Annotated in this window: 22 protein-coding genes and 1 tRNA gene; 13 read left to right on the top strand and 10 right to left on the bottom strand. The window is 50.8% G+C overall.

Going from position 1 to position 25,210, the window contains the following annotated elements; genetic code table 11:
• Positions 1 to 41: 41 nt before the first annotated feature.
• Positions 42 to 1,403 carry a PTS transporter subunit EIIC gene (locus BSPA111_RS16645; RefSeq protein WP_183272263.1) on the top strand — a complete coding sequence of 454 codons (1,362 nt, stop codon included), beginning with the start codon at positions 42 to 44 and terminating at the stop codon, positions 1,401 to 1,403.
• A 49-nt stretch (positions 1,404 to 1,452) separates the two neighbouring features.
• Here BSPA111_RS16645 and BSPA111_RS16650 read toward each other — a convergent pair whose 3' ends face one another.
• The 3 genes from BSPA111_RS16650 to fdhD form a co-directional block, all read right to left on the bottom strand.
• Complete coding sequence (locus tag BSPA111_RS16650; protein ID WP_373925637.1) at positions 1,453 to 2,040, bottom strand: maltose acetyltransferase domain-containing protein; 588 nt, start codon at positions 2,038 to 2,040, stop codon at positions 1,453 to 1,455.
• Positions 2,041 to 2,365: 325 nt separating this feature from the next.
• On the bottom strand, positions 2,366 to 2,605 hold the full coding sequence (gene asr / locus BSPA111_RS16655) for an acid resistance repetitive basic protein Asr (protein WP_183272265.1): 240 nt from the start codon (positions 2,603 to 2,605) through the stop codon (positions 2,366 to 2,368).
• Between the two features lie 119 nt (positions 2,606 to 2,724).
• Positions 2,725 to 3,549 carry a formate dehydrogenase accessory sulfurtransferase FdhD gene (gene fdhD, locus BSPA111_RS16660; protein ID WP_183272266.1) on the bottom strand — a complete coding sequence of 275 codons (825 nt, stop codon included), beginning with the start codon at positions 3,547 to 3,549 and terminating at the stop codon, positions 2,725 to 2,727.
• Positions 3,550 to 3,722: 173 nt separating this feature from the next.
• On the opposite strand from fdhD, the gene fdnG reads away from it, so the two are divergent.
• From fdnG to fdhE, 4 genes are read left to right on the top strand one after another with little or no spacing between them, the layout of a single operon-like run.
• Positions 3,723 to 6,773 (top strand): formate dehydrogenase-N subunit alpha, encoded by a 3,051-nt coding sequence (gene fdnG, locus BSPA111_RS16665; protein ID WP_183272267.1) that lies wholly within the window; start codon positions 3,723 to 3,725, stop codon positions 6,771 to 6,773.
• Positions 6,774 to 6,785: 12 nt separating this feature from the next.
• Positions 6,786 to 7,691 (top strand): formate dehydrogenase subunit beta, encoded by a 906-nt coding sequence (gene fdxH / locus BSPA111_RS16670; RefSeq protein ID WP_183272268.1) that lies wholly within the window; start codon positions 6,786 to 6,788, stop codon positions 7,689 to 7,691.
• A complete protein-coding gene (gene fdoI / locus BSPA111_RS16675; RefSeq protein WP_183272269.1) occupies positions 7,688 to 8,323 on the top strand; it encodes a formate dehydrogenase cytochrome b556 subunit in 636 nt (211 codons plus the stop codon). Before fdxH ends, fdoI begins: the two co-directional genes overlap by 4 nt.
• Complete coding sequence (gene fdhE / locus BSPA111_RS16680; RefSeq protein WP_183272270.1) at positions 8,320 to 9,249, top strand: formate dehydrogenase accessory protein FdhE; 930 nt, start codon at positions 8,320 to 8,322, stop codon at positions 9,247 to 9,249. Before fdoI ends, fdhE begins: the two co-directional genes overlap by 4 nt.
• Before the next feature lie 45 nt (positions 9,250 to 9,294).
• Here fdhE and BSPA111_RS16685 read toward each other — a convergent pair whose 3' ends face one another.
• The 5 genes from BSPA111_RS16685 to BSPA111_RS16705 all read right to left on the bottom strand — a co-directional run bounded on the left by BSPA111_RS16685 (position 9,295) and on the right by BSPA111_RS16705 (position 11,639).
• Entirely contained in the window at positions 9,295 to 9,666 is a 372-nt protein-coding gene (locus BSPA111_RS16685; RefSeq protein WP_373925638.1) for a type II toxin-antitoxin system VapC family toxin, read from the bottom strand.
• A gap of 5 nt (positions 9,667 to 9,671) precedes the next feature.
• The gene (locus tag BSPA111_RS16690) at positions 9,672 to 9,914 is read right to left on the bottom strand and encodes a CopG family transcriptional regulator (RefSeq protein WP_183272272.1); all 243 of its coding nucleotides are present in this window, start codon (positions 9,912 to 9,914) and stop codon (positions 9,672 to 9,674) included.
• Between the two features lie 219 nt (positions 9,915 to 10,133).
• Entirely contained in the window at positions 10,134 to 10,355 is a 222-nt protein-coding gene (locus BSPA111_RS16695; RefSeq protein ID WP_183272273.1) for a YgdI/YgdR family lipoprotein, read from the bottom strand.
• A 173-nt stretch (positions 10,356 to 10,528) separates the two neighbouring features.
• The gene (locus tag BSPA111_RS16700; protein WP_183272274.1) at positions 10,529 to 10,903 is read right to left on the bottom strand and encodes a hypothetical protein; all 375 of its coding nucleotides are present in this window, start codon (positions 10,901 to 10,903) and stop codon (positions 10,529 to 10,531) included.
• A gap of 205 nt (positions 10,904 to 11,108) precedes the next feature.
• Complete coding sequence (locus BSPA111_RS16705; protein WP_183272275.1) at positions 11,109 to 11,639, bottom strand: hypothetical protein; 531 nt, start codon at positions 11,637 to 11,639, stop codon at positions 11,109 to 11,111.
• A 133-nt stretch (positions 11,640 to 11,772) separates the two neighbouring features.
• Between BSPA111_RS16705 and BSPA111_RS16710 the strand changes: the two genes are divergently transcribed.
• Both BSPA111_RS16710 and BSPA111_RS16715 read left to right on the top strand, forming a co-directional pair.
• Positions 11,773 to 11,967, top strand: coding sequence for a toxin-antitoxin system HicB family antitoxin (locus BSPA111_RS16710; protein ID WP_183272276.1), 195 nt, complete (start codon positions 11,773 to 11,775; stop codon positions 11,965 to 11,967).
• Between the two features lie 199 nt (positions 11,968 to 12,166).
• Positions 12,167 to 13,192: a hypothetical protein gene (locus BSPA111_RS16715; RefSeq protein WP_183272277.1), complete on the top strand. Its 1,026-nt coding sequence runs from the start codon at positions 12,167 to 12,169 to the stop codon at positions 13,190 to 13,192.
• Positions 13,193 to 13,217: 25 nt separating this feature from the next.
• Here the strand turns inward: BSPA111_RS16715 and BSPA111_RS16720 are convergent.
• Positions 13,218 to 13,312 (bottom strand) — tRNA-Sec (locus BSPA111_RS16720).
• A 354-nt stretch (positions 13,313 to 13,666) separates the two neighbouring features.
• On the opposite strand from BSPA111_RS16720, the gene yicI reads away from it, so the two are divergent.
• A complete protein-coding gene (yicI, locus tag BSPA111_RS16725; RefSeq protein ID WP_183272278.1) occupies positions 13,667 to 15,991 on the top strand; it encodes an alpha-xylosidase in 2,325 nt (774 codons plus the stop codon).
• Between the two features lie 103 nt (positions 15,992 to 16,094).
• Here the strand turns inward: yicI and BSPA111_RS16730 are convergent, their stop codons facing one another.
• Complete coding sequence (locus BSPA111_RS16730; protein ID WP_034499233.1) at positions 16,095 to 16,688, bottom strand: YhgN family NAAT transporter; 594 nt, start codon at positions 16,686 to 16,688, stop codon at positions 16,095 to 16,097.
• A 142-nt stretch (positions 16,689 to 16,830) separates the two neighbouring features.
• On the opposite strand from BSPA111_RS16730, the gene asd reads away from it, so the two are divergent.
• The 5 genes from asd (at position 16,831) to glgA (ending at position 25,201) form a co-directional block, all read left to right on the top strand.
• A complete protein-coding gene (gene asd / locus BSPA111_RS16735; RefSeq protein WP_183272279.1) occupies positions 16,831 to 17,937 on the top strand; it encodes an aspartate-semialdehyde dehydrogenase in 1,107 nt (368 codons plus the stop codon).
• A gap of 259 nt (positions 17,938 to 18,196) precedes the next feature.
• A complete protein-coding gene (glgB, locus tag BSPA111_RS16740) occupies positions 18,197 to 20,383 on the top strand; it encodes a 1,4-alpha-glucan branching enzyme (RefSeq protein WP_183272280.1) in 2,187 nt (728 codons plus the stop codon).
• On the top strand, positions 20,380 to 22,362 hold the full coding sequence (gene glgX / locus BSPA111_RS16745) for a glycogen debranching protein GlgX (RefSeq protein ID WP_183272281.1): 1,983 nt from the start codon (positions 20,380 to 20,382) through the stop codon (positions 22,360 to 22,362). Before glgB ends, glgX begins: the two co-directional genes overlap by 4 nt.
• A 14-nt stretch (positions 22,363 to 22,376) precedes the next feature.
• Positions 22,377 to 23,660 carry a glucose-1-phosphate adenylyltransferase gene (gene glgC / locus BSPA111_RS16750; protein ID WP_183272282.1) on the top strand — a complete coding sequence of 428 codons (1,284 nt, stop codon included), beginning with the start codon at positions 22,377 to 22,379 and terminating at the stop codon, positions 23,658 to 23,660.
• Between the two features lie 107 nt (positions 23,661 to 23,767).
• A complete protein-coding gene (gene glgA, locus BSPA111_RS16755; RefSeq protein WP_183272283.1) occupies positions 23,768 to 25,201 on the top strand; it encodes a glycogen synthase GlgA in 1,434 nt (477 codons plus the stop codon).
• Positions 25,202 to 25,210 lie beyond the last annotated feature (9 nt).

A 25,210-nucleotide genomic window follows, 5' to 3' on the forward strand; every position in this document is an offset into this window, starting at 1 on the left:
TATCGGGCAATAAAAATAAGCGCTGTTATTAAGGAATCACTATGGCTACTTTCAGTCATCTTGCCCAACAGATTATTCACCACGTTGGCGAATCCGAAAACATTGAACATATTACTCATTGCGCAACACGTTTACGTTTTACTCTGAAAGATAAGAATAAAGTGAATCAGGAAGCCTTATATCATCTTCCTGAAGTGGTGAAATTAGTCGACAACCCAGGCCAATTCCAGATTGTTATTGGGCCGAAGGTCGAGCAAGTCTTTAATGCAATTAAAGAAATCCTTGGCGAAAGGCCCGCCGCCAACGAACCCGTAGTCGCGCAAGGCTCATGGGCAAGTCGTTTGCTGGCAACGCTTTCCGCTATTTTCACGCCATACATCGGCGTGTTGGCGGGTGTCGGCGTGGTCAAAGGCATTGTGGTTTTGCTGCAAACCATGAACCTGGTGGATACCCATTCCTATATTTTCACCGTGTTTAATGCTCTTTCGAGTGGCGTGTTTGTCATGCTGCCACTATTTATTGCGGTCACGGCAGCGGAGCGCTTTAAAACCAATAAATTTACCGCGCTGGCGCTAACCGCCGCGATGATATTCCCATTAACCGATGCCAGCGTGCCCGGCGCCTTCCATATTATGGGCCTGGCGCTGAACGTTAAAATCTACGGTGGCGCGGTGATCCCGGCAGTATTTGCCGTGCTGTTCCTGAGCCATGTGGAGCGCTGGCTGAAAAAGGTCATCCCGGAACTTGCCGCCTTTGTCTTCGTGCCATGCTTGTCGCTGATTATTTGTGGATTCGTGGTATTTACGTTAATTGGCCCAATTGCAGATTACGTTGGGGTCGGCATTGCTAACGGTTACGCATGGCTCTACAACTTAAGCCCGGTGATTTCTGGTGCATTACTGGCAGGTATCGGCCAACTGTTTGTGGTATTCGGCGTGCACTGCGGCATCATTCCGCTGGCGCTGATCAACATTCAGGTCAACGGTTACGACACCATAATGGCGATGTTTATGTCAGCAGTGATGGGGCAATTTGGCGCGGCATTTGGCGCTATCTTTATTGCCCGCAACCTCAAAGATAAGCAAATTGCGATTTCTGCCTCAATTTCCGCCTTCTTTGGTATCACTGAACCGGCACTTTATGGCGTGAACCTGAAATATAGAATGCTGTTTGTCTTCGGTTGTATTGGTGCGGCATTAGGCGGGGGGATTACCGGTTTGCTGGGCGTGAAAACCTACAGCTTCCTGCCGGTGTTGAATGTCTTCGAATTAGGTTTGTTTAGTGGCCCAGATTCGAAAATGATTTATGAAGTGTTTGCGATAGTCGTCGCATTTACCGTCCCTGCGGTGCTGACCATTATTTATGGTAAGACTCGCAAACTGGTGGCATCCCCGGCGTCTTGATTGTTTCAAATGCCCTCTCGAATCAGAGAGGGCAACAAACCAGGCTGGCTTAGCGAGAAAAAGCCAGCTTGTCCTCTTCATTAATTTCACGCAGCACCCGGCATGGCACCCCCGCGGCAACCACGTTTGCGGGAATAGATTTCGTCACCACGCTGCCCGCGCCAATCACGCTATTACGGCCAATCGTCACACCAGGGTTGATAATAACGCCTGTTCCCAACCAGACGTTGTCTTCAATTGTCACCGGTAAAGAAAACTGCTGTCCGGTGATACGGATTTCTGGGTCGATCGGGTGTCCGGCGGTGGAGATCGTCACGTTTGGCGCAACCATCACGTTATCGCCAATTGTTACGGTGGCATCGTCCACCACCACGAAATTAAAGTTGCCGTAAAAGTTATTGCCGATATGAGTGTGGCTGCCGTAAGCCACGCGAATAGGGGGTTCAATCCAGCAATTTTCGCCCACGCTACCGAATAATTGCTTGAGCAATTCTGCGCGGCGAGTTTCCTGCGCTGGGCGCGTCAGGTTGTAGTCATAGACCAACTCTTTTCCAGCACGGCGTTCTTCTGGTAATCCTTCGCAGTGGTCTGTGTACAATTCACCGACTTCCATTCTTCTTCTTACTGACATAGCCATATTCCTTAATTTTCCTGAACTGTCGTAGTTTGTGACACTCGTAAGCGCCATGTTATCCAACATCAGATTCAGCCATGGAATCAAATTATTATGTGGTCAGGAGAATGTATTTAATCGCGGTGATGAGCAGGTTGAGAAATGACGAGGAGTTTGTGACGCTACGAAGATAATAAATTAAAGAAAAAGGCTAGCTGCAACCATTCCGTAAAGAATGACCAGTAAGAGAATGATTTCAAACCGATAACGCTTTAGCAGCCGTTCTGGTTTGATAAAAAAACACCCGGCAAGCCGGGTGTTTTTAATAATGAGGGTTCTCATTGCACTGTTATGCAGCTGGTTTAACCGCTGGTTTGGCTGCAGGTGCTACTGGAGTCGCTGCTTTTTTGTGGTGCTTTTTAGCAGCCTGCGCTTTCTGCGCTACAGGTGCTGCTTTATGGTGTTTTTTGTGGTGTACGGTGGTGGTGCTGTGTTTTGCCGGAGCAGGTGCTGCGGTGGTTTCAGCAGCGAAAGCAGCAGAAGACAGACCCATTACAGCAACAGCAATCAGAGTTAATACTTTTTTCATTTTGATAGTCTCGTATTTGTTTATGTATGGGTTGTTGGCCCGTTGAAATAACTTTATTCCAACAAACAAATACGTTCAGTGAGTGATTGGTGTCGGTAAGTAACGGAATGTACAACTCGTTAACACAGCCGCTGCGGATGGGTATAAACCGTCGCACGACCGGGTTTGCTAAAGCCAATTAACGTCAGATTGCAGCGCTGCGCAACTTCCACGGCCAGCGTGGTTGCGGCAGACACGGCAAACAAAATTTCGACGCCGCATTGGGCCGATTTTTGCACCATTTCATAGCTGGCGCGGCTGGAGACTAGCACCGCACCGTTATTCCAACCTTCACGGCAACGTACGCCGAGCAGTTTATCCAGCGCCACATGGCGGCCAATATCTTCTTTGCCATCCAGAATCGTGCCGTTTTCATTAAGCCAAAGTGCGGCGTGCGTACAACCGGTGAGTTGCCCGACGGGCTGGTATTCACGCATCTGGGTCAGGGCTGCATCAAGCTTGTTCAAATCGAAGGTTTGGGTGAACGGAAGGGGGGTTATTGGGCGGCCAATATCATTGAGTTGCTCGACGCCACAGACGCCGCAACCGGTACGCCCTGCAAGAGAGCGGCGGCGTTCTTTCAGCCCCATAAAGCGGCGGCTGGAAAGCTCGATTTGCACTTCCAGTCCATTGCATACCGAAATGACATCCATGCCATAAATATCAGCAGGAGAATCTATAATTCCTTCTGATAAGGAAAAACCCAATGCAAATGACTCCAGATCTTTGGGCGAAGCCATCATAACGACATGCGAAATACTATTGTAAACCAGAGCCACTGGGACTTCTTCAGCCAGCCAGTCGCCTTTTGGCTGGTGTAAATCGTGGCGCTGCCACAGATCTATCGTCCGCGCGCCAGTGATGGCGTTCACAATTTTGTCCTGATTTGGGTTGGATTTGTTCACTTTGTCTTAACCTGATTGGAACAGCCTTAATCCTAATGTGGTATTCTTGCAACACTAACTCTTTAGGATTAAGGGTTATTGCCAGTTTGGGTTTGATTGTGAACCTTTGCGGCTTAGACCGCAAAAAAATACACCTATAAGTCATGTGAAAATGTCGAAAAAAAGGAGCATCCATGCAGGTCAGCAGAAGACAGTTCTTTAAGATCTGTGCTGGCGGTATGGCAGGGACTACAGCAGCGGCACTGGGTTTTGCCCCGGGCGTTGCTCTTGCGGAAACACGGCAATATAAATTACTGCGTACTCGTGAAACCCGTAATACCTGCACATACTGTTCTGTCGGTTGTGGGCTGTTGATGTACAGTCTCGGTGACGGAGCGAAAAATGCCAAAGCATCTATCTTCCATATTGAAGGCGATCCGGACCATCCGGTAAACCGCGGTGCGCTTTGCCCGAAAGGCGCAGGCCTGGTGGATTTCATCCACAGCGAAAGCCGTCTTAAATTCCCGTCTTACCGCGCGCCAGGCTCGGATAAGTGGGAACAAATCAGTTGGGAAACGGCATTTGACCGTATCGCTAAACTGATGAAAGAAGACCGTGATGCCAACTTTATTGCGCAGAACGACCAGGGAACCACGGTTAACCGTTGGCTTTCCACCGGTATGTTGTGTGCATCAGCCTCCAGTAACGAAACCGGTTATTTAACCCAGAAATTTACCCGCGCCCTCGGCATGTTAGCCGTGGATAACCAGGCGCGTGTCTGACACGGACCAACGGTAGCAAGTCTTGCTCCAACATTTGGTCGCGGTGCGATGACCAACCACTGGGTTGATATCAAGAACGCCGATCTCGTGATTGTGATGGGTGGCAACGCCGCAGAAGCGCATCCGGTCGGATTCCGCTGGGCGATGGAAGCCAAAATTCACAATGGCGCGAAGCTCATCGTTATCGATCCGCGCTTTACGCGTACCGCTTCGGTGGCGGATTTCTACACCCCGATTCGCTCAGGCTCTGACATTGCTTTCTTGTCAGGTGTACTGCTGTACCTGATCAACAACAATAAATTCAACCGCGAATACGTTGAGGCCTACACCAACGCCAATTTGATTGTGCGTGAGGATTATAGCTTCGACGACGGCCTGTTCTCCGGCTACGACGCGGCAAACCGTAAATACGACAAAACGAGCTGGAACTATGAGCTGGATGAGAAAGGTTTCGCGAAACGCGACCTGACACTCAGCCATCCGCGTTGCGTGTGGAATCTGCTCAAAGAGCACGTTTCCCGCTACACGCCAGACGTGGTGTCCAATATTTGCGGCACGCCTAAAGATGACTTCATCAAGGTGTGTGAATACATCGCAGAAACCAGCGTCAAAAACAAAACCGCATCGTTCCTGTATGCGCTGGGCTGGACGCAACACTCCGTGGGCGCGCAAAACATTCGCACCATGGCGATGATTCAGTTGCTACTCGGCAACATGGGTATGGCTGGCGGCGGCGTGAACGCCCTGCGTGGTCACTCCAATATTCAGGGTTTGACCGACCTTGGCCTGTTGTCACAAAGCCTGCCAGGCTACATGACGCTGCCGAATGAAAAACAGCCCGACCTCCAGACCTATCTTGCCGCCAACACGCCAAAACCGTTGCTGGAAGGCCAGGTAAACTACTGGGGTAACTACCCGAAATTCTTCGTTTCGATGATGAAAGCTTTCTTTGGCGACAAAGCCACAGCGGAAAATAGCTGGGGTTATGACTGGTTGCCGAAGTGGGACAAAGGCTACGACGTCCTGCAATATTTCGAGATGATGAACCAGGGCAAGGTGAACGGTTATCTCTGCCAGGGCTTCAACCCTGTCGCCTCGTTCCCGAACAAAAACAAAGTCATTGCGTCACTGTCGAAGCTGAAATTCCTCGTGACCATCGACCCGCTGAACACGGAAACCTCGAACTTCTGGCAAAACCACGGCGAGATGAACGATGTTGATCCGTCGAAAATCCAGACCGAAGTGTTCCGCTTACCGTCCACCTGCTTTGCCGAAGAAAACGGTTCTATCGTTAACTCCGGTCGCTGGTTGCAGTGGCACTGGAAAGGTGCGGACGCCCCAGGAGAAGCGCTGAACGACGGCGAAATTCTCGCGGGTATCTTTAGCCGCTTGCGCCACATGTACCAGACCGAGGGCGGTGCGCTGCCTGAGCAAGTGCTGAACATGAGCTGGAATTACCTGACGCCAGATAACCCAGCGCCAGAAGAAGTGGCGATGGAAAGCAACGGTAAAGCGCTGGCGGATGTGACTGACCCGGCAACTGGCGCGGTGCTGGTGAAAAAAGGTCAGCAGCTTAGTTCGTTTGCTCAACTGCGCGATGACGGCACCACCTCGAGTGGCTGCTGGATTTTCGCCGGTAGCTGGACGCCAGACGGCAACCAGATGGCGCGACGTGATAACGCCGATCCGTCAGGTTTAGGCAACACACTGGGCTGGGCCTGGGCGTGGCCGCTCAACCGTCGCATTCTGTATAACCGCGCTTCCGCTGACCCGCAGGGTAAACCGTGGGATGAAAAACGCCGCCTGATTTCCTGGGATGGCGCGAAGTGGAGCGGTGCGGATATTGCCGACTACAGCACTGCCGCACCGGGTACTGACGTTGGGCCGTTCATCATGCAGCCGGAAGGTTTAGGGCGCCTGTTCGCTATCGACAAGATGGCAGAAGGGCCGTTCCCGGAACATTACGAGCCGTTTGAAACGCCACTCGGTACTAACCCACTGCACCCGAACGTGGTCTCTAACCCAGCCGCGCGCGTGTTCAAAGGTGACCTGGAAGCGATGGGCAAACACGACAAGTTCCCGTATGTCGGCACCACTTATCGTCTGACCGAGCACTTCCACTACTGGACCAAACACGCGGTTTTGAACGCCATCGCGCAGCCAGAGCAGTTTATTGAGATTGGCGAGAAGCTCGCGAATTCACTCGGTATTGCACACGGTGACACGGTGAAAGTTTCGTCTAACCGTGGCTTTATCAAGGCCAAAGCGGTGGTGACCAAACGTATTCGCCAGCTGGATGTTAACGGTCAGAAAGTGGACACCATCGGTATTCCGATTCACTGGGGTTACGAAGGCGTGGCGAAGAAAGGCTTTATCGCCAACACCCTGACGCCATATGTCGGTGATGCCAACACGCAAACGCCTGAATTTAAGGCGTTCCTGGTCAATGTGGAAAAGGTGTAACGGAGACGAATTATGGCTTATCAATCTCAGGACATCATCCGTCGTTCCGCTACTAACGGCATTACACCCGCGCCACAGGCGCGGGATCATCAACAAGAGGTCGCAAAACTTATCGACGTGACCACCTGTATCGGCTGTAAAGCCTGTCAGGTGGCGTGTTCGGAGTGGAACGATCTGCGTGATGAAATCGGCAGTAACGTTGGGGTTTACGATAATCCGGCGGATTTAACCGCCAAATCGTGGACGGTGATGCGCTTCTCGGAAGTCGAGCAAAACGACAAGCTGGAATGGCTTATCCGCAAAGATGGCTGTATGCACTGTGCGGATCCTGGCTGCCTGAAGGCGTGTCCGGCTGAAGGCGCAATCATTCAGTACGCCAATGGCATCGTCGATTTTCAGTCTGAACAGTGCATCGGCTGTGGTTACTGCATCGCGGGTTGCCCATTCGATGTGCCGCGCCTGAACCCGGAGGACAACCGCGTCTACAAATGTACTTTGTGTGTAGACCGTGTGACCGTCGGTCAGGAGCCCGCTTGCGTGAAAACATGCCCAACCGGCGCGATTCATTTCGGTTCGAAAGAGGATATGAAAACGTTGGCGGGCGAGCGTGTGAGCGAGCTGAAAACGCGCGGTTACGACAACGCCGGTCTGTACGATCCTGAAGGCGTTGGTGGCACACACGTTATGTATGTGCTGCATCATGCGGACAAGCCGACGTTGTATCACGGCCTGCCGGAGAATCCGTCCATCAGCCCAACGGTGAAATTCTGGAAAGGCGTCTGGAAGCCGCTGGCCGCTATCGGCTTTGCTGCGACCTTTGCTGCCAGTGTATTCCACTATGTAGGGGTCGGCCCGAACCGTGCCGAAGAAGAGGACGATAACCTGCACCATGACGATGACGAGGTGCGCAAGCCATGAAAAAACAAGTGACTATTCAGCGTTATAGCGCGCCTGAGCGTATCAACCACTGGATTACCGCCTTCTGCTTTATGCTGGCGGCAATCAGCGGACTGGGCTTTTTCTTCCCATCCTTCAACTGGTTGATGAACATTCTTGGCACGCCGCAGCTGGCACGCATCCTCCACCCGTTCGTCGGTGTGGTGATGTTTGCCTCGTTTATCATCATGTTTTTCCGTTACTGGCACCACAATCTAATCAATCGGGATGATATCTTTTGGGCGAAGAATATTCGTAAGATCGTCGTCAACGAGGAAGTAGGTGATACCGGGCGGTATAACTTCGGCCAGAAGTGCGTGTTCTGGGCGGCGATTATCTTCCTGGTGCTGTTGCTGGTGAGTGGCGTGATTATCTGGCGTCCTTACTTTGCGCCTGCATTCTCAATCCCGGTGATCCGCGTAGCCCTGATGGTGCATTCATTTGCCGCAGTGGCACTGATTGTGGTTATTATGGTCCACATCTACGCCGCCCTTTGGGTGAAAGGCACGATTACTGCGATGGTGGAAGGCTGGGTTACCACGACCTGGGCGAAGAAACACCATCCTAAATGGTATCGTGAAGTTCGCCAGAAACAGGAAAAACGACAGGAATGAGTATTCGCATAATCCCGCAAGATCAGCTGGGTTCGAGCGAGAAACGTACGGCGGAGATGATTCCGCCGTTGTTGTTCCCCCGGCTGAAAAATCTCTATAACCGCCGAGCAGAACGACTGCGCGAACTGGCAACCGATAATCCGTTGGGCGACTACCTGCGCTTTGCCGCACTGATCGCCCATGCGCAGGAGGTGGTGCTGTATGACCACCCACTGGAAATGGATTTAACGGCGCTGATTCAGAAATCATCTGAAACGGGCAAGCCGCCGCTGGATATCCACGTTCTGCCACGCGACCCGCACTGGCAGCGTTTGCTTAATTCGCTGATTGCCGAGCTGAAACCGGAAATGAGCGGCCAGGCACTGGCGGTTATCGAAAATCTGGAAAAAGCGTCGACGCAAGAACTCGAAGAGATGGCCACTGCGCTGTTTAACACCGATTTTGCGCTGGTGAGTAGCGACAAAGCCCCGTTCATCTGGGCGGCGTTATCACTTTATTGGGCGCAAATGGCGAGTCTGATTCCAGGTCGTGCTAAAGCAGAATACGGCGAACAACGCCAGTTCTGCCCGGTGTGCGGTTCGATGCCGGTTTCCAGCGTCGTGCAGATTGGTGGCACCAGTGGCCTGCGTTATTTGCACTGCAACCTGTGTGAAACCGAATGGCACGTGGTGCGAATCAAATGCAGCAACTGCGAGCAAACCCGCGATTTGAACTACTGGTCGCTCGACAGCGAACAGTCAGCGATTAAAGCGGAAAGCTGCGGCGACTGTGGCACTTACCTGAAGATTTTGTATCAGGAAAAAGATGCCAATGTGGAAGCCGTGGCCGACGATTTAGCCTCGCTGGTGCTGGATGCGCGCATGGAGCAAGAAGGCTTTGCTCGCAGCAGCATCAACCCGTTCCTGTTCCCTGGGGAAGGGGAGTAGTTTCCAATCTGGTTACTATCAAACGGCTCAGAAATGGGCCGTTTTTTATGAGAGCGAATAAGGCACGATAACGCCTGGAACATTTTGAAAATCTTTAGTATTCCGAGTTACCAGCGTTTTCGAATTCACTTGGGTAGTGGCTAAAATAATGGCGTCTGGCAGTTTTATTCCATATTGACGACGTGCTTCCACTGCTTTTTCTGATACTGCTGAATCAATCTGTAAAACATCAAACTGAGAAAGAAAATGCCTGGTTTGTTGTTCCTGAGCATAATGTTTTGCTCCGACCATCACTTCCATCCAGGTCACAACACTGATTGAAGGCTTACTTCCGTAACTTTCGATAGTTGCCTGTGCCTCAGGGCGACCTTTCAAGTAATCGATCAAAATATTGGTGTCAAAAACAGCTGAGTGCATAAGCTTCACCATTCCTCGCGAAGTTTTCGTTCGTATTCCAAACCATCGGGTGCTTCTTCACCCCAAAGACCAAATGCTTCTTTGATACTGGTTTGAGTCTGCCTTTCCAGATACTCCTCTACCGCTTCCCGTAACAGCTCAGCGCGCGGTAAATTGCGTTTCTGCTTAAGACTATCAAGGCGTTGAATTGCCTCGTCCGACAGATCGAGAAGAATTCGTCCCATCATTTCTCCAAACATCGTTGCCATATATCACCTTAATATATCATTTTAGTTCAAATTTAAATCGTCCTTGTTCGCAAATCATACGCCTCCCAAAAACGAAATTTAACGCTTTGATTTGGTGAGTTTTCATTTCTTCGAGATGCCTTCCAGATTGGAATCTTTCAGGGGATTTATCGCGGGAAAAAAAAGAGAAGGGGAAAAAGAGTACCAGCCAGTTAGCACTGGCCAGTTTGAGCGTGCAAATCAGTTTTTCTTAATCATCTGCACAACTTGATCGTCATTAATCTGGCGCTCGTTGCCTTGCTGGTCGGTATAGCTGATAAGGCCAGTGTCTTTATCCACCTGCGGTTTCCCTTGCGTCACAATCATATCGCCAGTTTTGGTCGACATCACATAGTCACTTGAGCAAGCGGTAGCAGACAGCGCAACGCCACTTAACAGCAAAATTTTCATCAACTTATTCATACAGAAGCATCCCTTTCAAAGTGAGCAGGAATATTACCCGTTGAAAGTAAGACAGATTGTTAAGGTGTATTACGAAGGGTTTTTGGGGAGCGACGACAAGATACAAAAAGCCCGCGTGGATTAACCATACGGGCTTTTAATTTGCTCAGGATTTCTCGGCGACTAAGCGAGGTTCAGGAGCTCAAATGAGCTTGTTTCCTGCGCGCGATATCAATAAACAAAATGCTGGCAGCGAAGGATAGACAGGACGCAATAATCAAGACCAAAAGATAAGAAGTGACGTAGCTGTATTCTTTGTCCAGATGGGAAAGCTGTTCTGATATCAGATCTATGTTATCTACGGTGTAGCTTCTGCACGCATACAGCCCGTACCAGAAGGCGCTGAACGCTATCATGCAGGTGTAACAGAACCAGGTGAGTTTTTTATCTATGTATTCCAGATAAAATTTTGGGTCTGAGTAGGCGACTTTGAGAAGTCCAAAAAAACAGCCAAAGTAGATGCCAATCAACCACTTCAACACATCCCAATTCATAAAAACCTCTTCCATTGCTGTTGCCTGCATCTTCAGACATTAAAAAAGGGCTACGTTACCACGCAACCCTTTGTTTCTTTTCATTTACGCCAGGTAAGTCTAACTGACTGATTCTTTTGCTTATACGGCGCAAACTTTAGCGGCATAGTATGTCACATGCTGTGCACACAAAAAAGGCTGAAAAATTGGGCGAAATGGGCCACCTCGCCCACTTAATTAATCAGTGAATGCCTGGCACTGCTTCACCGCTAATCATCGTCAGCCCGCCTTCTGTGCGAACAAAACGCGGCGTTTTCAAATCCTCAACCAGAACGTTAACCAACTCGAATAACAACCCGGTGATATGTTCTTCCTGCTCCGCCGACTGCTGGCGTTGCAACAATAATAGGGTTAGCGCTACACAGTATTCACGCAGGGTTTCCGAATCGGTAGAAAGTGCACCACGATAATTATCGGGTTCTGCCACATCCACCGTCAGGCGCTCAATTAAATGCGTTGTCAATGGTGCTTTTAGTGCGACTTTCAACACTTCGAATGCTGCGAGCAAACGCCCACACAGCGCCATGCATTCGGTGCTGTCGTCGTTTTCAACAAGCGCATCAACATAGTGCTGGCAAGCGTCGAGCACCTGGAAGAGATCGTGCGTGGCACCGAGCGGGGTTTTTATTAATGTCGTGATTGCCGATTCAATAACTGGCTGTGGGTATGCGGTTTCAGGGGGATTGGTTGTGGTAGTATTCGTGTTAGCCATATCGTTAACTCCATTAACGTTTGTGGTTAGCCCTCGTCTGGTACTCGTAATACTTTTCGGGGGCGTTTTTTTTCAGGTGACCTTATGGTAGGGTGTCACCTGACCACTTAAATCTAATCTTGTGGGTACGTACATGTCAACTGTGAAAAGGGATGTAAAACACTCTGTGGCAGGTAAATCTCCGACATTTCAGATCCGCATCACACCAGAGCTGAAAGCCCAATTTGAAGTTGCAGCGAAGGATGCTGGAATGAGTTTGGGGAATTGGTTGAAGACACTTGGGAGGAAGGAGTTGGAGCGGTTGGAAAGTAATATTAAAATTAATTAATTACATGTACATATCTAATATAAGGATGCAATATTTTTTCTTCCCTGATTTGATACATTCATCACACTTATAAAATAGACTAAATGTAATCGAAAAATTATCATAATTGGAAATTTTTATTATCAATTAGATAGATATAGTCAAGTTTTTGTTAATTTTACAATGCATGACTTATTATCATTACAGGTTACTATTGCGCATGTATACATTGGATTTTTCGAAAAAAGAAATAGGTCGTGCAGGGGAAAGGATTGTTTTATGCGCCTCCAGCAATCAAACTATGGATGATAGCGATTTAGACAAACTTCATGCATGGAGGATGTTACATTTATATCCTTTAAATAGATTGAAATTTTATCTTGGCAGGGAGGCTATGGTCGTTGATAAGAAAATGCTAATGTCTTCCAGAATAAAAAGATTACCATCAATAATTAATAAGCTACAGCGCTTCCCCGAAATGAAACTTCATAAAATGCAAGATTTGGGAGGTTGTCGGGTTATTCTTAGTAATATTGAACAGGTGTATAGCCTTGAAAAAAAGATCAAAAAATTAAAATTTAAACATGAATTAGTTCGCACAGATGATTACATGATTAATGTAAAAGAATCTGGGTATAGAAGTCTTCATATGATTTATTCATTTAAAAATGACAAGCATGAATCATTGAATGGCTTACGTATAGAAATGCAGTTAAGAACAGCTATACAACATAGTTGGGCGACTGCAGTAGAAATGGTCGGTCTTTTTCGTAAAGAATCTCTAAAATCTGGACAGGGAGATCAGTCTTGGTTGTATTTTTTCCAATTGGTTTCCGATTTATTCTATCGAATAGAATCTGGAAATATAATAGGGAGATATAATTCTATTTCAACCGAATTAAAAGTTCTTAGTGAAAAGCTAAATGTATTTGAAAACTTGACTGCTTATAATAAATTTATCAGTCATATCGAACAGTCTGAAAAGCTAAAGGAAGATCCGGATGGCTTATTTATCATAATAGTAGATACAAATGTTAAGCAGATAACTATAAATAACTTTACATCACAAAACCATAAAGCCGCAGCTAAAAAGTACAAAGAAGCTGAAAAATACTGTGCCGAAAATAATGGTTGTGAAGTAGCTATGGTTTCAGTTTCAGATATTAATGATCTTAGAAGTGCTTATCCAGCATACTTTTTAGATACAAAGACATTCCTGAATAACTTGGGGCGATTTCTTTTTTAGCTCAACTTTATATCAAGTAAAAAAATGGCGGAAGATCACAGGAGTCGAACCTGCCCGGCACCGCTGGCGGCACCAACTGGAGTTGAAGTCCAGCCGCCTCACCGGAGACGACGATCTTCCTAGCCTCGATTGCTACATGGAGGCGGTGCGCAGTATACCGAGTTTTTCCCCCTTACCAAACAATGCTTTCCTCTTTCCCCTATGATTTCTCTGAAACTATTAGCCAGATCAATCAAACCGCACGAAAAACAGACTCTCCTTGACTCTTAGCCTGCGAAGAGAGCGACTCCGCTCACACTTATCAAGAAACGTAATCTGATAACCAGAAATTAGAATTCCGACCCTCTGCCAGATGCTTTACAACCGTTGATATTGAATTTCACGCTCATTTTTGCCTGGCGTACCGCTCCGGTGGGTTATCAACACTGCGTCAACGCCGTTTCCAAAAAATTCCAGCATTGTAAGGACTGCATAATGAAAATTAGTGACGGTAACTGGCTGATCCAGCCTGGACTTACGTTGATTCACCCGATTCAGGTGTTTGACGTGGAACAGAATGGCAACGAAATGGTGGTGTATGCAGGGACGAAGGATGTCAGCGAACGTGGCAATCAGCTCGATACGCCTCTGTTTACGCTGCGCTTCTTCTCGCCGCAGGAAGGTATTGTCGGGGTGCGGATTGAGCACTTCCAGGGCGCGGTGAATAACGGGCCGCATTATCCGCTGAATGTGCTCAATGACGTGAACGTGACGATGCAAAACACGGCTGAGTACGCTGAGTTGAAAAGCGGCAACCTGAGCGTGCGAGTCACAAAGGGCAACGACTGGGCGCTGGATTTCCTGCGCGACGGCGTCCGTATCACCGGTAGCGCGTTCAAAAATAACGGCTACGTGCAGGACGCAAACCACGGCAATACGCACATGTTTGAGCGTCTGGATTTAGGCGTGGGCGAAACGGTTTATGGTCTCGGCGAACGTTTCACCGCGCTGGTGAAAAATGGCCAGACGGTGGAAACCTGGAACCGCGATGGCGGCACCAGTACCGAGCAATCCTACAAAAATATCCCGTTCTATCTCACTAACCGCGGCTACGGCGTGTTGGTGAATCATCCGGAATGTGTCTCCTTTGAAGTGGGCTCCGAAAAAGTCTCCAAAGTGCAGTTCAGCGTAGAAGGCGAATACCTCGAATACTTCGTGATAGATGGCCCAACGCCGAAAGCGGTGCTCGACCGTTATACCCGCTTCTCAGGCCGCCCGGCGTTACCGCCAGCGTGGTCGTTTGGCTTATGGCTCACCACGTCATTTACGACGAATTACGATGAAGCGACGGTTAACAGCTTTATCGACGGTATGGCCGAGCGCAATCTGCCGCTGCACGTTTTCCACTTCGACTGCTTCTGGATGAAGGCCTTCCAGTGGTGCGATTTTGAGTGGGACCCGGTGACCTTCCCCGACCCGGAAGGGATGTTGAAGCGCCTGAAAGCGCGTGGCCTGAAAATCTGTGTGTGGATTAACCCGTATATCGGCCAAAAATCCCCGCTGTTCCGTGAAGGAATGGAAAAAGGTTATCTGCTCAAACGCCCGAATGGCGCGGTGTGGCAGTGGGATAAATGGCAGCCAGGGCAGGGGATTGTTGATTTCACCAATCCGGCGGCGTGCGAATGGTATGCAGGGCATCTGAAACGCCTGGTGCGCATGGGCGTGGATTGTTTCAAAACCGATTTCGGTGAGCGCATCCCAACGGATGTGGTCTGGCATGACGGCTCCGACCCGCAGAAAATGCACAACCATTACGCGTTCATCTATAACGAGCTGGTGTGGAATGTGCTGAAGCAGGAACTCGGTGACGAAGAAGCGGTGCTGTTCGCCCGTTCAGCGTCTGTCGGTGCACAACAATTCCCGGTTCACTGGGGCGGCGACTGCTACGCCAACTATGAATCGATGGCGGAAAGCCTGCGCGGCGGGTTGTCGCTGGGGATGTCCGGTTTTGGTTTCTGGAGCCACGATATCGGCGGTTTTGAAAACACCGCGCCTGCGCATGTCTACAAACGCTGGTGCGCGTTCGGGTTGCTCTCCAGCCACAGCCGCCTGCATGGCAGCAAATCCTACCGTGTGCCTTGGGCATATGATGACGAAGCTTGCGACGTGGTGCGCCACTTCACGCAACTGAAATCGCGCATGATGCCGTATCTGTACCGCCAGGCGGCGCAGGCCGCAGAATTCGGTACGCCGATGATGCGTTCCATGATGCTGGAGTTCCCGGACGATCCGGGCTGCGATTATCTTGACCGCCAGTATATGTTGGGTGATTCGGTGATGGTTGCGCCTGTGTTCAGTGAAGCGGGTGATGTGCAGTTCTATTTGCCGGAAGGCCGCTGGACGCATCTGCTCACTAATCATGAAGCGCAGGGCAGCCGCTGGCACAAACAGCAGCATGATTTCCTGAGCTTGCCGGTGTATGTGCGTGACAACACGCTGCTGGCGTTGGGCAACAACGATCAAAAACCGGATTACGCATGGCATGAAGGCACCACTTTCCAGCTGTTTAATCTGGATGATGGCCGTGAAGCTATTTGCGAAGTCCCGGCGGCAGACGGTTCGGTGATTTATACACTGAAGGTTAAGCGCGAAGGGAATACGCTGACGGTGCAGGGCGACGGGCAGGCGAAAGACTGGACGCTGTGTCTGCGCAATATCGGCAACGTGAAAGGCGTGAAGCAAGGTAAAAGTGCGGCGGGTGAGTTTGGCGTGGTTGTGACGCCGGATTCGCGCGAGGCGGGGTTGGTTATCGAGCTTTAATGGGGTTTTGTCGTTCTGGGGGGAGGTTGGGATGAGGGGGGTATTTCACCCTCACCCTAACCCTCTCCCTGAGGGAGAGGGGACTTAATCAGCGCTTATAAATTTAACCCTTCATCCACACCCGAAGGCCATCGAGGAACATTTGGGTTGCCAGCATCACCAATACCAGACCCATCAAGCGCTCCAGCGCGTTCACGCCTTTTTCGCCCAGCAAGCGTAAGAACAACGACGATTGCAGCAAAATCGCCACGGTTCCGCCCCATGCCAGCAACAGCGCGATGACTAAATGCCCCATCTGATTCGGATACTGGTGGGATAACAGCATTAATGTTGCCAGTAGCGTTGGCCCGGCAACCAGCGGGATCGCCAGCGGCACGATAAACGGTTCTTCACCCGCAGGCAGGCCAGAGGCGTTCCCTTCATGGCTTGGGAATATCATTTTAATCGCAATCAGGAACAGAATTATCCCGCCGGAAATCGAGACGCTTTCCGTGCGCAGGTTGAGAAATGCGAGGATTTTTTCCCCAGCGAATAAGAAAATCAGCATGATTATCAGAGCAATAAGCAGCTCGCGGATCATGATCGCCCGGCGACGCTTCGGTTCAGTATGCTTGAGCACTGACATAAAGATCGGCAGATTACCTAACGGGTCCATAATCAGGATTAACAATACTGCCGCAGAAATAATTTCGGTCATGAATAGTTGTCTCTAATAAGCTGTATTTCTAATAGGTTGCGTATCATTGATTAATTTCACTTGCGACTTTGACAGCATTTTGTAATGTGGACGGTAATTCCAATTAACGCACACAATGCAAACCCCCGCAGGATTAGTCGCTATGAAAAATGTTGGTTTTATCGGTTGGCGCGGTATGGTCGGTTCCGTTCTCATGCAACGCATGGTTGAGGAGCGTGATTTTGACGCCATTCGTCCGGTTTTCTTCTCTACTTCCCAGTTAGGCCTCGCGGCCCCGTCTTTTGCCGGCCAGAACAATGGCACGCTGCAAGACGCATATGACCTGGAAGCGTTGAAGGCGTTGGACATTATCATTACCTGCCAGGGCGGCGATTATACCAACGAAATCTATCCAAAGCTTCGTGAAAGCGGTTGGCAAGGTTACTGGATTGACGCAGCTTCTTCTCTGCGTATGAAAGATGACGCGATTATTATCCTCGACCCGATTAACCAACACGTTATTCAGGAAGGTCTGAACAACGGCGTGAAAACCTTTGTCGGTGGCAACTGTACGGTCAGCCTGATGCTGATGTCTCTCGGCGGCCTGTTTGCAAACGACCTGGTTGACTGGGTGTCTGTTGCGACCTACCAGGCGGCATCCGGCGGCGGTGCGCGCCATATGCGTGAACTGCTAAGCCAGATGGGACAACTGCATAATCACGTTGCGGCTGAACTGGCCGATCCTGCTTCCGCCATTCTGGATATCGAACGCAAAGTGACTGATTTGACCCGTAGCGGCAGCCTGCCAACGGATAACTTTGGCGTGCCATTGGCGGGAAGCCTGATCCCGTGGATCGACAAGCAGCTCGATAATGGCCAAACCCGCGAAGAGTGGAAAGGCCAGGCTGAAACCAACAAGATCCTGAATACTGGCAGCATTATCCCGGTTGATGGCCTGTGTGTCCGTGTTGGCGCATTACGCTGCCACAGCCAGGCGTTTACCATCAAACTGAAAAAAGATGTCTCGCTGCCAACCATTGAAGCGATGCTGGCCGGGCATAACGAGTGGGCAAAAGTGGTGCCAAACGATCGTGACATCACGCTGCGCGAACTCACCCCTGCGGCTGTTACCGGCACATTGACCACGCCAGTTGGCCGTCTGCGTAAACTCAACATGGGTCCTGAATTCCTTTCAGCGTTCACCGTGGGTGATCAGCTTCTGTGGGGTGCTGCGGAACCGTTACGTAGAATGTTGCGCCTGCTCGCATAAGTACACTTATTTACAAGAGGGGCATTGCAGCCCCTTTTTTTTCGCGTCATACATGGAATGTAAGACATTCTTTTATTTTATCGGGAGTAAAACAGCGCGTTGGCTATGCTTTATTCAGGACAGTGATAACTGTCGTGATGGGTTGTTGGGCGGAGCAGCTTACAGGAGTTCATTTACGCTGCCTGTTGGGTCAATGATAACGTTCTCCGGGCGCGTAAGCGTAGCGCTGGGATGAGACAAAAAAAACAGGACGAAATCCATGTCTGTTCATCCAGAAAAAGACGTGATAAATGCGCTAATTGCGGGTCATTTTGCTGATCCTTTTTCCTTGCTGGGAATGCATAAAACAGAAGCTGGGCTGGAAGTTCGTGCCCTGTTACCTGACGCCACTGAAGTGTGGGTTATCGAACCAAAAACGGGAGGTAAAGTCGGTAAGTTAGAGTGCATTGATTCACGTGGTTTCTTTTGCGGGGTTATCCCCCGCCGTAAAAATCCTTTCCGTTATCAGCTGGCTGTCATGTGGCATGGCCATGAAAATCTTATTGATGATCCATACCGCTTTGGGCCGTTAATCCAGGAAGTGGATAGCTGGTTATTGTCCGAAGGCACGCATTTGCGTCCTTACGAAACACTCGGTGCTCACGCCGATACAATGGATGGCGTTACCGGCACACGTTTCTCCGTTTGGGCACCCAATGCCCGCCGTGTCTCCGTCGTTGGCCAGTTTAACTATTGGGATGGCCGTCGCCACCCGATGCGTTTACGCCGCGAAAGCGGGATCTGGGAGCTTTTCATTCCCGGCGCTCATCCTGGGCAGTTATACAAATTCGAACTGATTGATACCGAAGGGCATTTGCGTCTTAAGGCGGACCCGTACGCGTTTGAGTCTCAAATGCGTCCAGAAACAGCGTCGCTGATTTGCGGTTTGCCTGAAAAAACCACGCTGAGTCCTGCGCGTCAACGCGCCAATGGCTTTGATCAGCCGATTTCAATTTACGAAGTGCATCTCGGTTCCTGGCGTCGTCATACCGACAATAATTTCTGGCTCAGCTATCGCGAACTGGCAGACCAACTGGTGCCGTACGTGAAAGAGATGGGCTTTACGCACCTCGAACTGTTGCCGATTAACGAACACCCGTTCGATGGCAGTTGGGGCTACCAGCCACAAGGGATGTATGCGCCGACGCGCCGCTTCGGCACGCGCGACGACTTCCGCTATTTCATTAATGCCGCACATGCAGCGGGCCTGAATGTGCTGCTGGACTGGGTGCCTGGGCATTTCCCGACAGACGACGCGGGTCTTGCTAAATTCGACGGCACGTCTTTGTACGAACACGGCGACCCTCGTGAAGGCTATCACCAGGACTGGAACACGCTGATTTACAACTATGGGCGGCGTGAAGTCAGTAACTATCTGGTTGGCAACGGGCTGTACTGGATTGAGCGTTTCGGCATTGATGGCTTGCGCGTTGATGCCGTGGCGTCGATGATTTACCGCGATTACAGCCGCCAGCCAGGCGAATGGATCCCGAACGATAAAGGCGGGCGCGAAAACCTCGAGGCCATCGAATTCCTGCGTAACACCAACCGCATTATTGGCGAGCAGACGCCGGGTGCGGTGACGATGGCGGAAGAGTCGACTGACTTTGCAGGCGTGTCGCGCCCAGCTTCAATGGGCGGATTGGGGTTCTGGTTTAAATGGAATCTGGGCTGGATGCACGACACGCTCGATTACATGAAACTCGATCCGGTGCATCGCCAGTATCACCACGACAAAATGACCTTCGGCATGCTGTACAACAGCACCGAAAACTTCGTACTGCCGTTGTCGCATGATGAAGTAGTGCACGGTAAAAAATCTATTCTCGACCGCATGCCGGGCGACGCATGGCAAAAATTTGCCAACCTGCGCGCTTACTACGGGTGGATGTGGGCGTTCCCTGGTAAGAAATTACTGTTTATGGGCAACGAGTTTGCTCAAGGGCGGGAGTGGAACCACGACAGCAGCCTCGACTGGCACTTGCTGGAAGGCGGCGACAACTGGCACCACGGCGTGAAACGGCTGGTTCGCGATTTGAACCGGACATATCGCCATCATGCCGCAATGCATGAGCTGGATTTTGACAGCTATGGTTTCGAGTGGCTGGTGGTTGAAGACAACGTTAACTCGGTGTTTATCTTCGTGCGCCGCGATTCGAAGGGCAATGAAATCATTGTCGCCAGCAACTTTACACCCGTGCCGCGTTACCACTATCGATTCGGCATTAACCAACCAGGCCGCTGGCGCGAAGAGCTCAATACTGACTCCATGCACTATCACGGCAGCAATACCGGAAATAGCGGGTCGGTTCACAGTGATGCGATCCCAAGCCATGGAAGAGAGCATTCGTTGAGCCTGACGTTACCACCGCTTTCTACCCTCTGGCTGGTGCGGGAGGCGGAATGACGCTACTCAGCGCTGGGAACTCCACGCCCTACGGTTCGTTCTACGACGGGAAAGGGGTGAATTTCACCCTGTTTTCTGCCAACGCCCATAAAGTCGAACTGTGCGTGTTCGACGAACACGGCCACGAGCAACGTTACGATTTACCCGTGCGAACCGGCGACATCTGGCACGGGTATTTGCCCAACGCCAAACCGGGTCTGAAATACGGTTACCGTGTACACGGTCCGTGGGAGCCGCAAAATGGGCATCGTTTCAACCCGGCGAAACTGCTGTTAGATCCTTGTGCTCGCGTGGTGGTAGGCGGGACGGACTACCATCCCCATCTGCACGGCGGTTACGATGAACCGAACCTCGAAGACAGCGCCCCGCATATGGCGAAGTGCGTGGTGGTGCAGGATAAATTTGACTGGGAAGACGACGAACTGCCGCATACCCCGTGGGGCGATACGGTTATTTATGAAGCAAACGTTCGCGGCTTGACGCTGCTTCACCCGGAGATCCCTGAAGAACTTCGCGGAACCTACGCCGCGCTCGGCCATCCGGTGATGATCAACTACTTCAAACGCCTGGGCATTACGGCGCTGGAGCTGATGCCGGTGGCGCATTTTGTCACCGAACCGCGTATCGCCCATTTAGGGTTAAGCAACTATTGGGGCTATAACCCCCGTTCGTTGTACGCCGCTGAAGGCTACTACGCGGTGAATCAAGATCCCCTGGCCGCCGCCAATGAACTCCGTGGCGCTGTAAAAGCGCTGCACGAGGCGGGTATTGAGGTGATCCTCGATATCGTACTCAACCACAGTGCTGAACTGGATCGCGACGGTCCAACCCTCTCGCTGAGCGGAATCGACAACCGTAGCTATTATTGGTTAATGGAAAACGGTGATTACCAGAACTGGACGGGTTGCGGTAACACCTTAAATTTGAGCACGCCAGGTGTGGTCGCTCAGATGATGGATTGCCTGCGTTATTGGGTCGATAGCTGCCATATCGACGGTTTTCGCTTCGATTTAGCCTCAGTTATGGGACGCACACCGGAATTCCGTCAGGATGCTCCGTTTTTTGAAGCGATCAAAAACGATCCGGTTTTGTCGCAGGTAAAGCTGATTGCGGAACCGTGGGACATCGGTGCGGGTGGATATCAGGTCGGTAACTTCCCGCCGTTATTTGCCGAGTGGAACGATCATTTTCGCGATGGCATTCGGCGATTCTGGTTACGACAGGATCTGTCGTTAGGGGGATTTGCTTGCCGTTTTGCTGGCTCCAGCGATGTCTATCGTCGTGGAGATCGCAAGCCATCTACCAGCATCAATTTAATTACTGCCCACGACGGCTTTACGCTGCGCGATTGTGTCAGCTTCAACCAAAAACATAATGAAGCTAACGGTGAAGACAACCGTGATGGCACCAACAATAACTACAGTAATAACTACGGCTTCGAAGGGCTGGAAGCTTCGCTTTTTATCAAAGAACGGCGGCGCGACAGCGTCCACGCGTTACTGACATTGTTACTGCTTTCTCAGGGTACGCCGATGCTTTTGGCGGGTGACGAACACGGTCATAGCCAGCACGGCAACAACAATGCCTATTGTCAGGACAACCAACTGACCTGGCTTGACTGGGAACACTGTAACGATGGCTTAACCACATTTACCGCGGCATTGATTCATCTACGCAAGACGATTCCGGCTTTAACGCAAAACGTCTGGTGGGAGGAAGGTGATGGCAATGTCCGTTGGTGGAATAAAGAGGCTCAGCCTCTGAGTACTGACGAGTGGGAAAACGGGATTCATCGCCTTCAAATCCAGCTTTCTGAACGTTGGCTCATCACGATTAATGCTACCGAAGAAGTGGCTGACATCGTACTACCTGAAGGGGAGTGGCGTGCTATTCCTCCGTTTGCCGGTGAGGATAACCCGGTGGTGTTAGCTGTATGGCATGGTCCAGCGCACGGAGTCTGCGTATTCCAGAAATCATAAAAAAGGAGTCAGTCATGGTTAGGCTTGATAAGAACGATCCTCTGATGCTGGCAAGACAATTGCCAAATAAAGCTGTCGCCCTGATTCTGGCTGGTGGGCGAGGTACCCGATTGAAAGATTTAACTTCAACGCGCGCCAAACCTGCCGTCCACTTTGGTGGCAAGTTTCGTATTATCGATTTTGCATTGTCGAACTGCATTAACTCGGGTATCCGCCGCATCGGCGTCATAACCCAATATCAGTCACATACGCTGGTGCAACATATTCAGCGTGGCTGGTCTTTCTTCAGTGAAGAGATGAACGAGTTTGTTGATTTGCTCCCGGCACAGCAGCGCGTACACGGTGAAAACTGGTATCGCGGCACGGCTGATGCCGTCACGCAAAACCTCGATATTATCCGTCGCTACAAAGCGGAGTATGTGGTGATCCTCGCGGGTGACCATATCTACAAGCAAGACTACTCGCGCATGTTGATTGACCATGTGGAAAAAGGCGCGCGCTGTACGGTGGCATGTATGCCTGTGCCGCTGCATGAAGCCTCAGCATTTGGTGTGATGGCGGTGGATAGCGAAGAGAAAATCATTGAATTCGTTGAAAAACCAGCTAATCCGCCTTCAATGCCAGGTGACGATAGCAAAGCGCTCGCCAGCATGGGGATCTACGTTTTCGATGCAGATTATCTCTACGAACTGCTGGAAGCCGACGACAAAGACGAAAACTCAAGCCATGACTTCGGGAAAGATATCATTCCGTTCGTCATGAAATCCGGTTCGGCCTTCGCCCATCCATTCCCACTTTCTTGCGTACAGTCTGACCCAAATGCAGAGCCGTACTGGCGTGATGTGGGGACACTGGAAGCCTACTGGAAAGCTAACCTGGATCTGGCTTCGGTGACGCCAGAGTTGGATATGTACGACCAGGAATGGCCAATCCGAACCCACATGGAGCCCCTGCCTCCGGCTAAATTTGTGCAGGACCGCTCGGGCAGCCACGGCATGACGCTGAACTCTTTGGTGTCTGGCGGCTGCATTATTTCGGGTTCGGTTGTGGTTCAGTCGGTGCTTTTCCCGCGTGTGCGCATCAACTCGTTTTGCAACATTGACTCGTCAGTATTACTCCCTGATGTTCAGGTCGGCCGCTCTTGCCGCTTGCGTCGTTGCATTATTGACCGCGCTTGCGTCATTCCTGAGGGCATGGTCGTGGGGGAAAACGCCGAAGAAGATGCACGCCGTTTCTACCGTTCAGAAGAAGGCATTGTTTTGGTGACGCGAGAGATGCTAGCCAGGTTGCCAGGTTAAACAGGATTGACCCACGCGTGGCGTGTGCTGCGCGTAGTATTTTTATCGTTTGGCGTGCCTGAATTTTAATTAAATAGAGCGCCACGACTTTCCATACGGGAGCGATAATGCAGGTCTTACATGTATGTTCTGAAATTTTTCCACTGCTGAAAACGGGTGGCCTGGCGGATGTGATTGGTGCGCTACCAGCAGCACAAATCGCAGGTGGCGTTGAGACGCGAGTCTTGCTGCCCGCTTTCCCTGACATCCGTCGTGGCATCGTTGATGCGCAGGTTGTTGCACACCGTGACACCTTCGCGGGTCATATGACTTTGTTATATGGCCACTTCAACGGCGTGGGGATTTACCTCATTGACGCTCCGCATTTATATGACCGCCCAGGCAGCCCGTATCACGATACCAATCAGTTCGCTTACGTCGACAACGTGCTCCGATTTGCCCTTTTAGGATGGGTCGGTGCCGAGATGGCATGTGGCCTGGATCCCTTCTGGCATCCGGATATTGTGCATGCACATGACTGGCATGCGGGCCTGGTGCCAGCCTATATGGAAGCGCGTGGGCGTCCGGCAAAGTCGGTATTTACCGTGCATAACCTGGCCTATCAGGGGATGTTTTACGCCCATCATATGAGTGAAATTGAACTGCCGTGGTCGTTCTTCGATATGAACGGCCTGGAGTTTAATGGTCAAATTTCGTACTTGAAAGCGGGTCTTTATTATGCTGATCATATTACGGCGGTCAGCCCGACCTACGCTCGAGAGATAACCGAACCGCAATTTGCGTACGGCATGGAAGGGCTTTTACGTCAGCGTCATCGTGAGGGGCGGTTGTCCGGCATCCTCAATGGCGTGGACGAAAAAATTTGGGACCCGGCGCACGACGTACTTCTGGCGTCTCGCTACACCCGCGATACTCTGGAAGAAAAGGCGGAGAACAAACGCCAGTTGCAGGTGGCAATGGGGCTGAAAGTGAACGACAAAGCACCGCTATTTGCGGTGGTAAGCCGTTTAACCAGCCAGAAAGGTTTGGATTTAGTGCTGGAGGCGTTGCCGGGTTTACTCGAGCAAGGCGGGCAATTGGCGTTACTGGGGGCGGGTGACCCGGTGATGCAAGAAGGTTTCCTTGCGGCTGCTGCAGAGCATCCAGGGCAAGTGGGCGTTCAAATCGGTTATCACGAAGCGTTCTCGCACCGGATTATGGGCGGGGCTGATGTGATACTGGTGCCAAGCCGTTTTGAACCGTGTGGTCTAACGCAATTGTATGGCCTGAAGTATGGCACTTTGCCGCTGGTGCGGCGCACGGGCGGGCTTGCAGATACGGTTTCTGATAGTTCGCTGGAAAACCTGGCTGACGGTATCGCCAGTGGATTTGTGTTCGAGGACAGTAATGCCTGGTCGCTGCTAAGAGCGATTAGGCGTGCCTTCGTGTTGTGGTCCCGCCCGTCGTTGTGGAGATTTGTGCAACGTCAGGCGATGGGCATGGATTTTAGCTGGCAGGTGGCGGCGCATTCCTACCGCGATCTGTACCAACGTTTGCTGTAGCCATCCACC

It is taken from the genome of Buttiauxella sp. A111 (assembly GCF_014189855.1).
Classification (GTDB): domain Bacteria; phylum Pseudomonadota; class Gammaproteobacteria; order Enterobacterales; family Enterobacteriaceae; genus Buttiauxella; species Buttiauxella selenatireducens.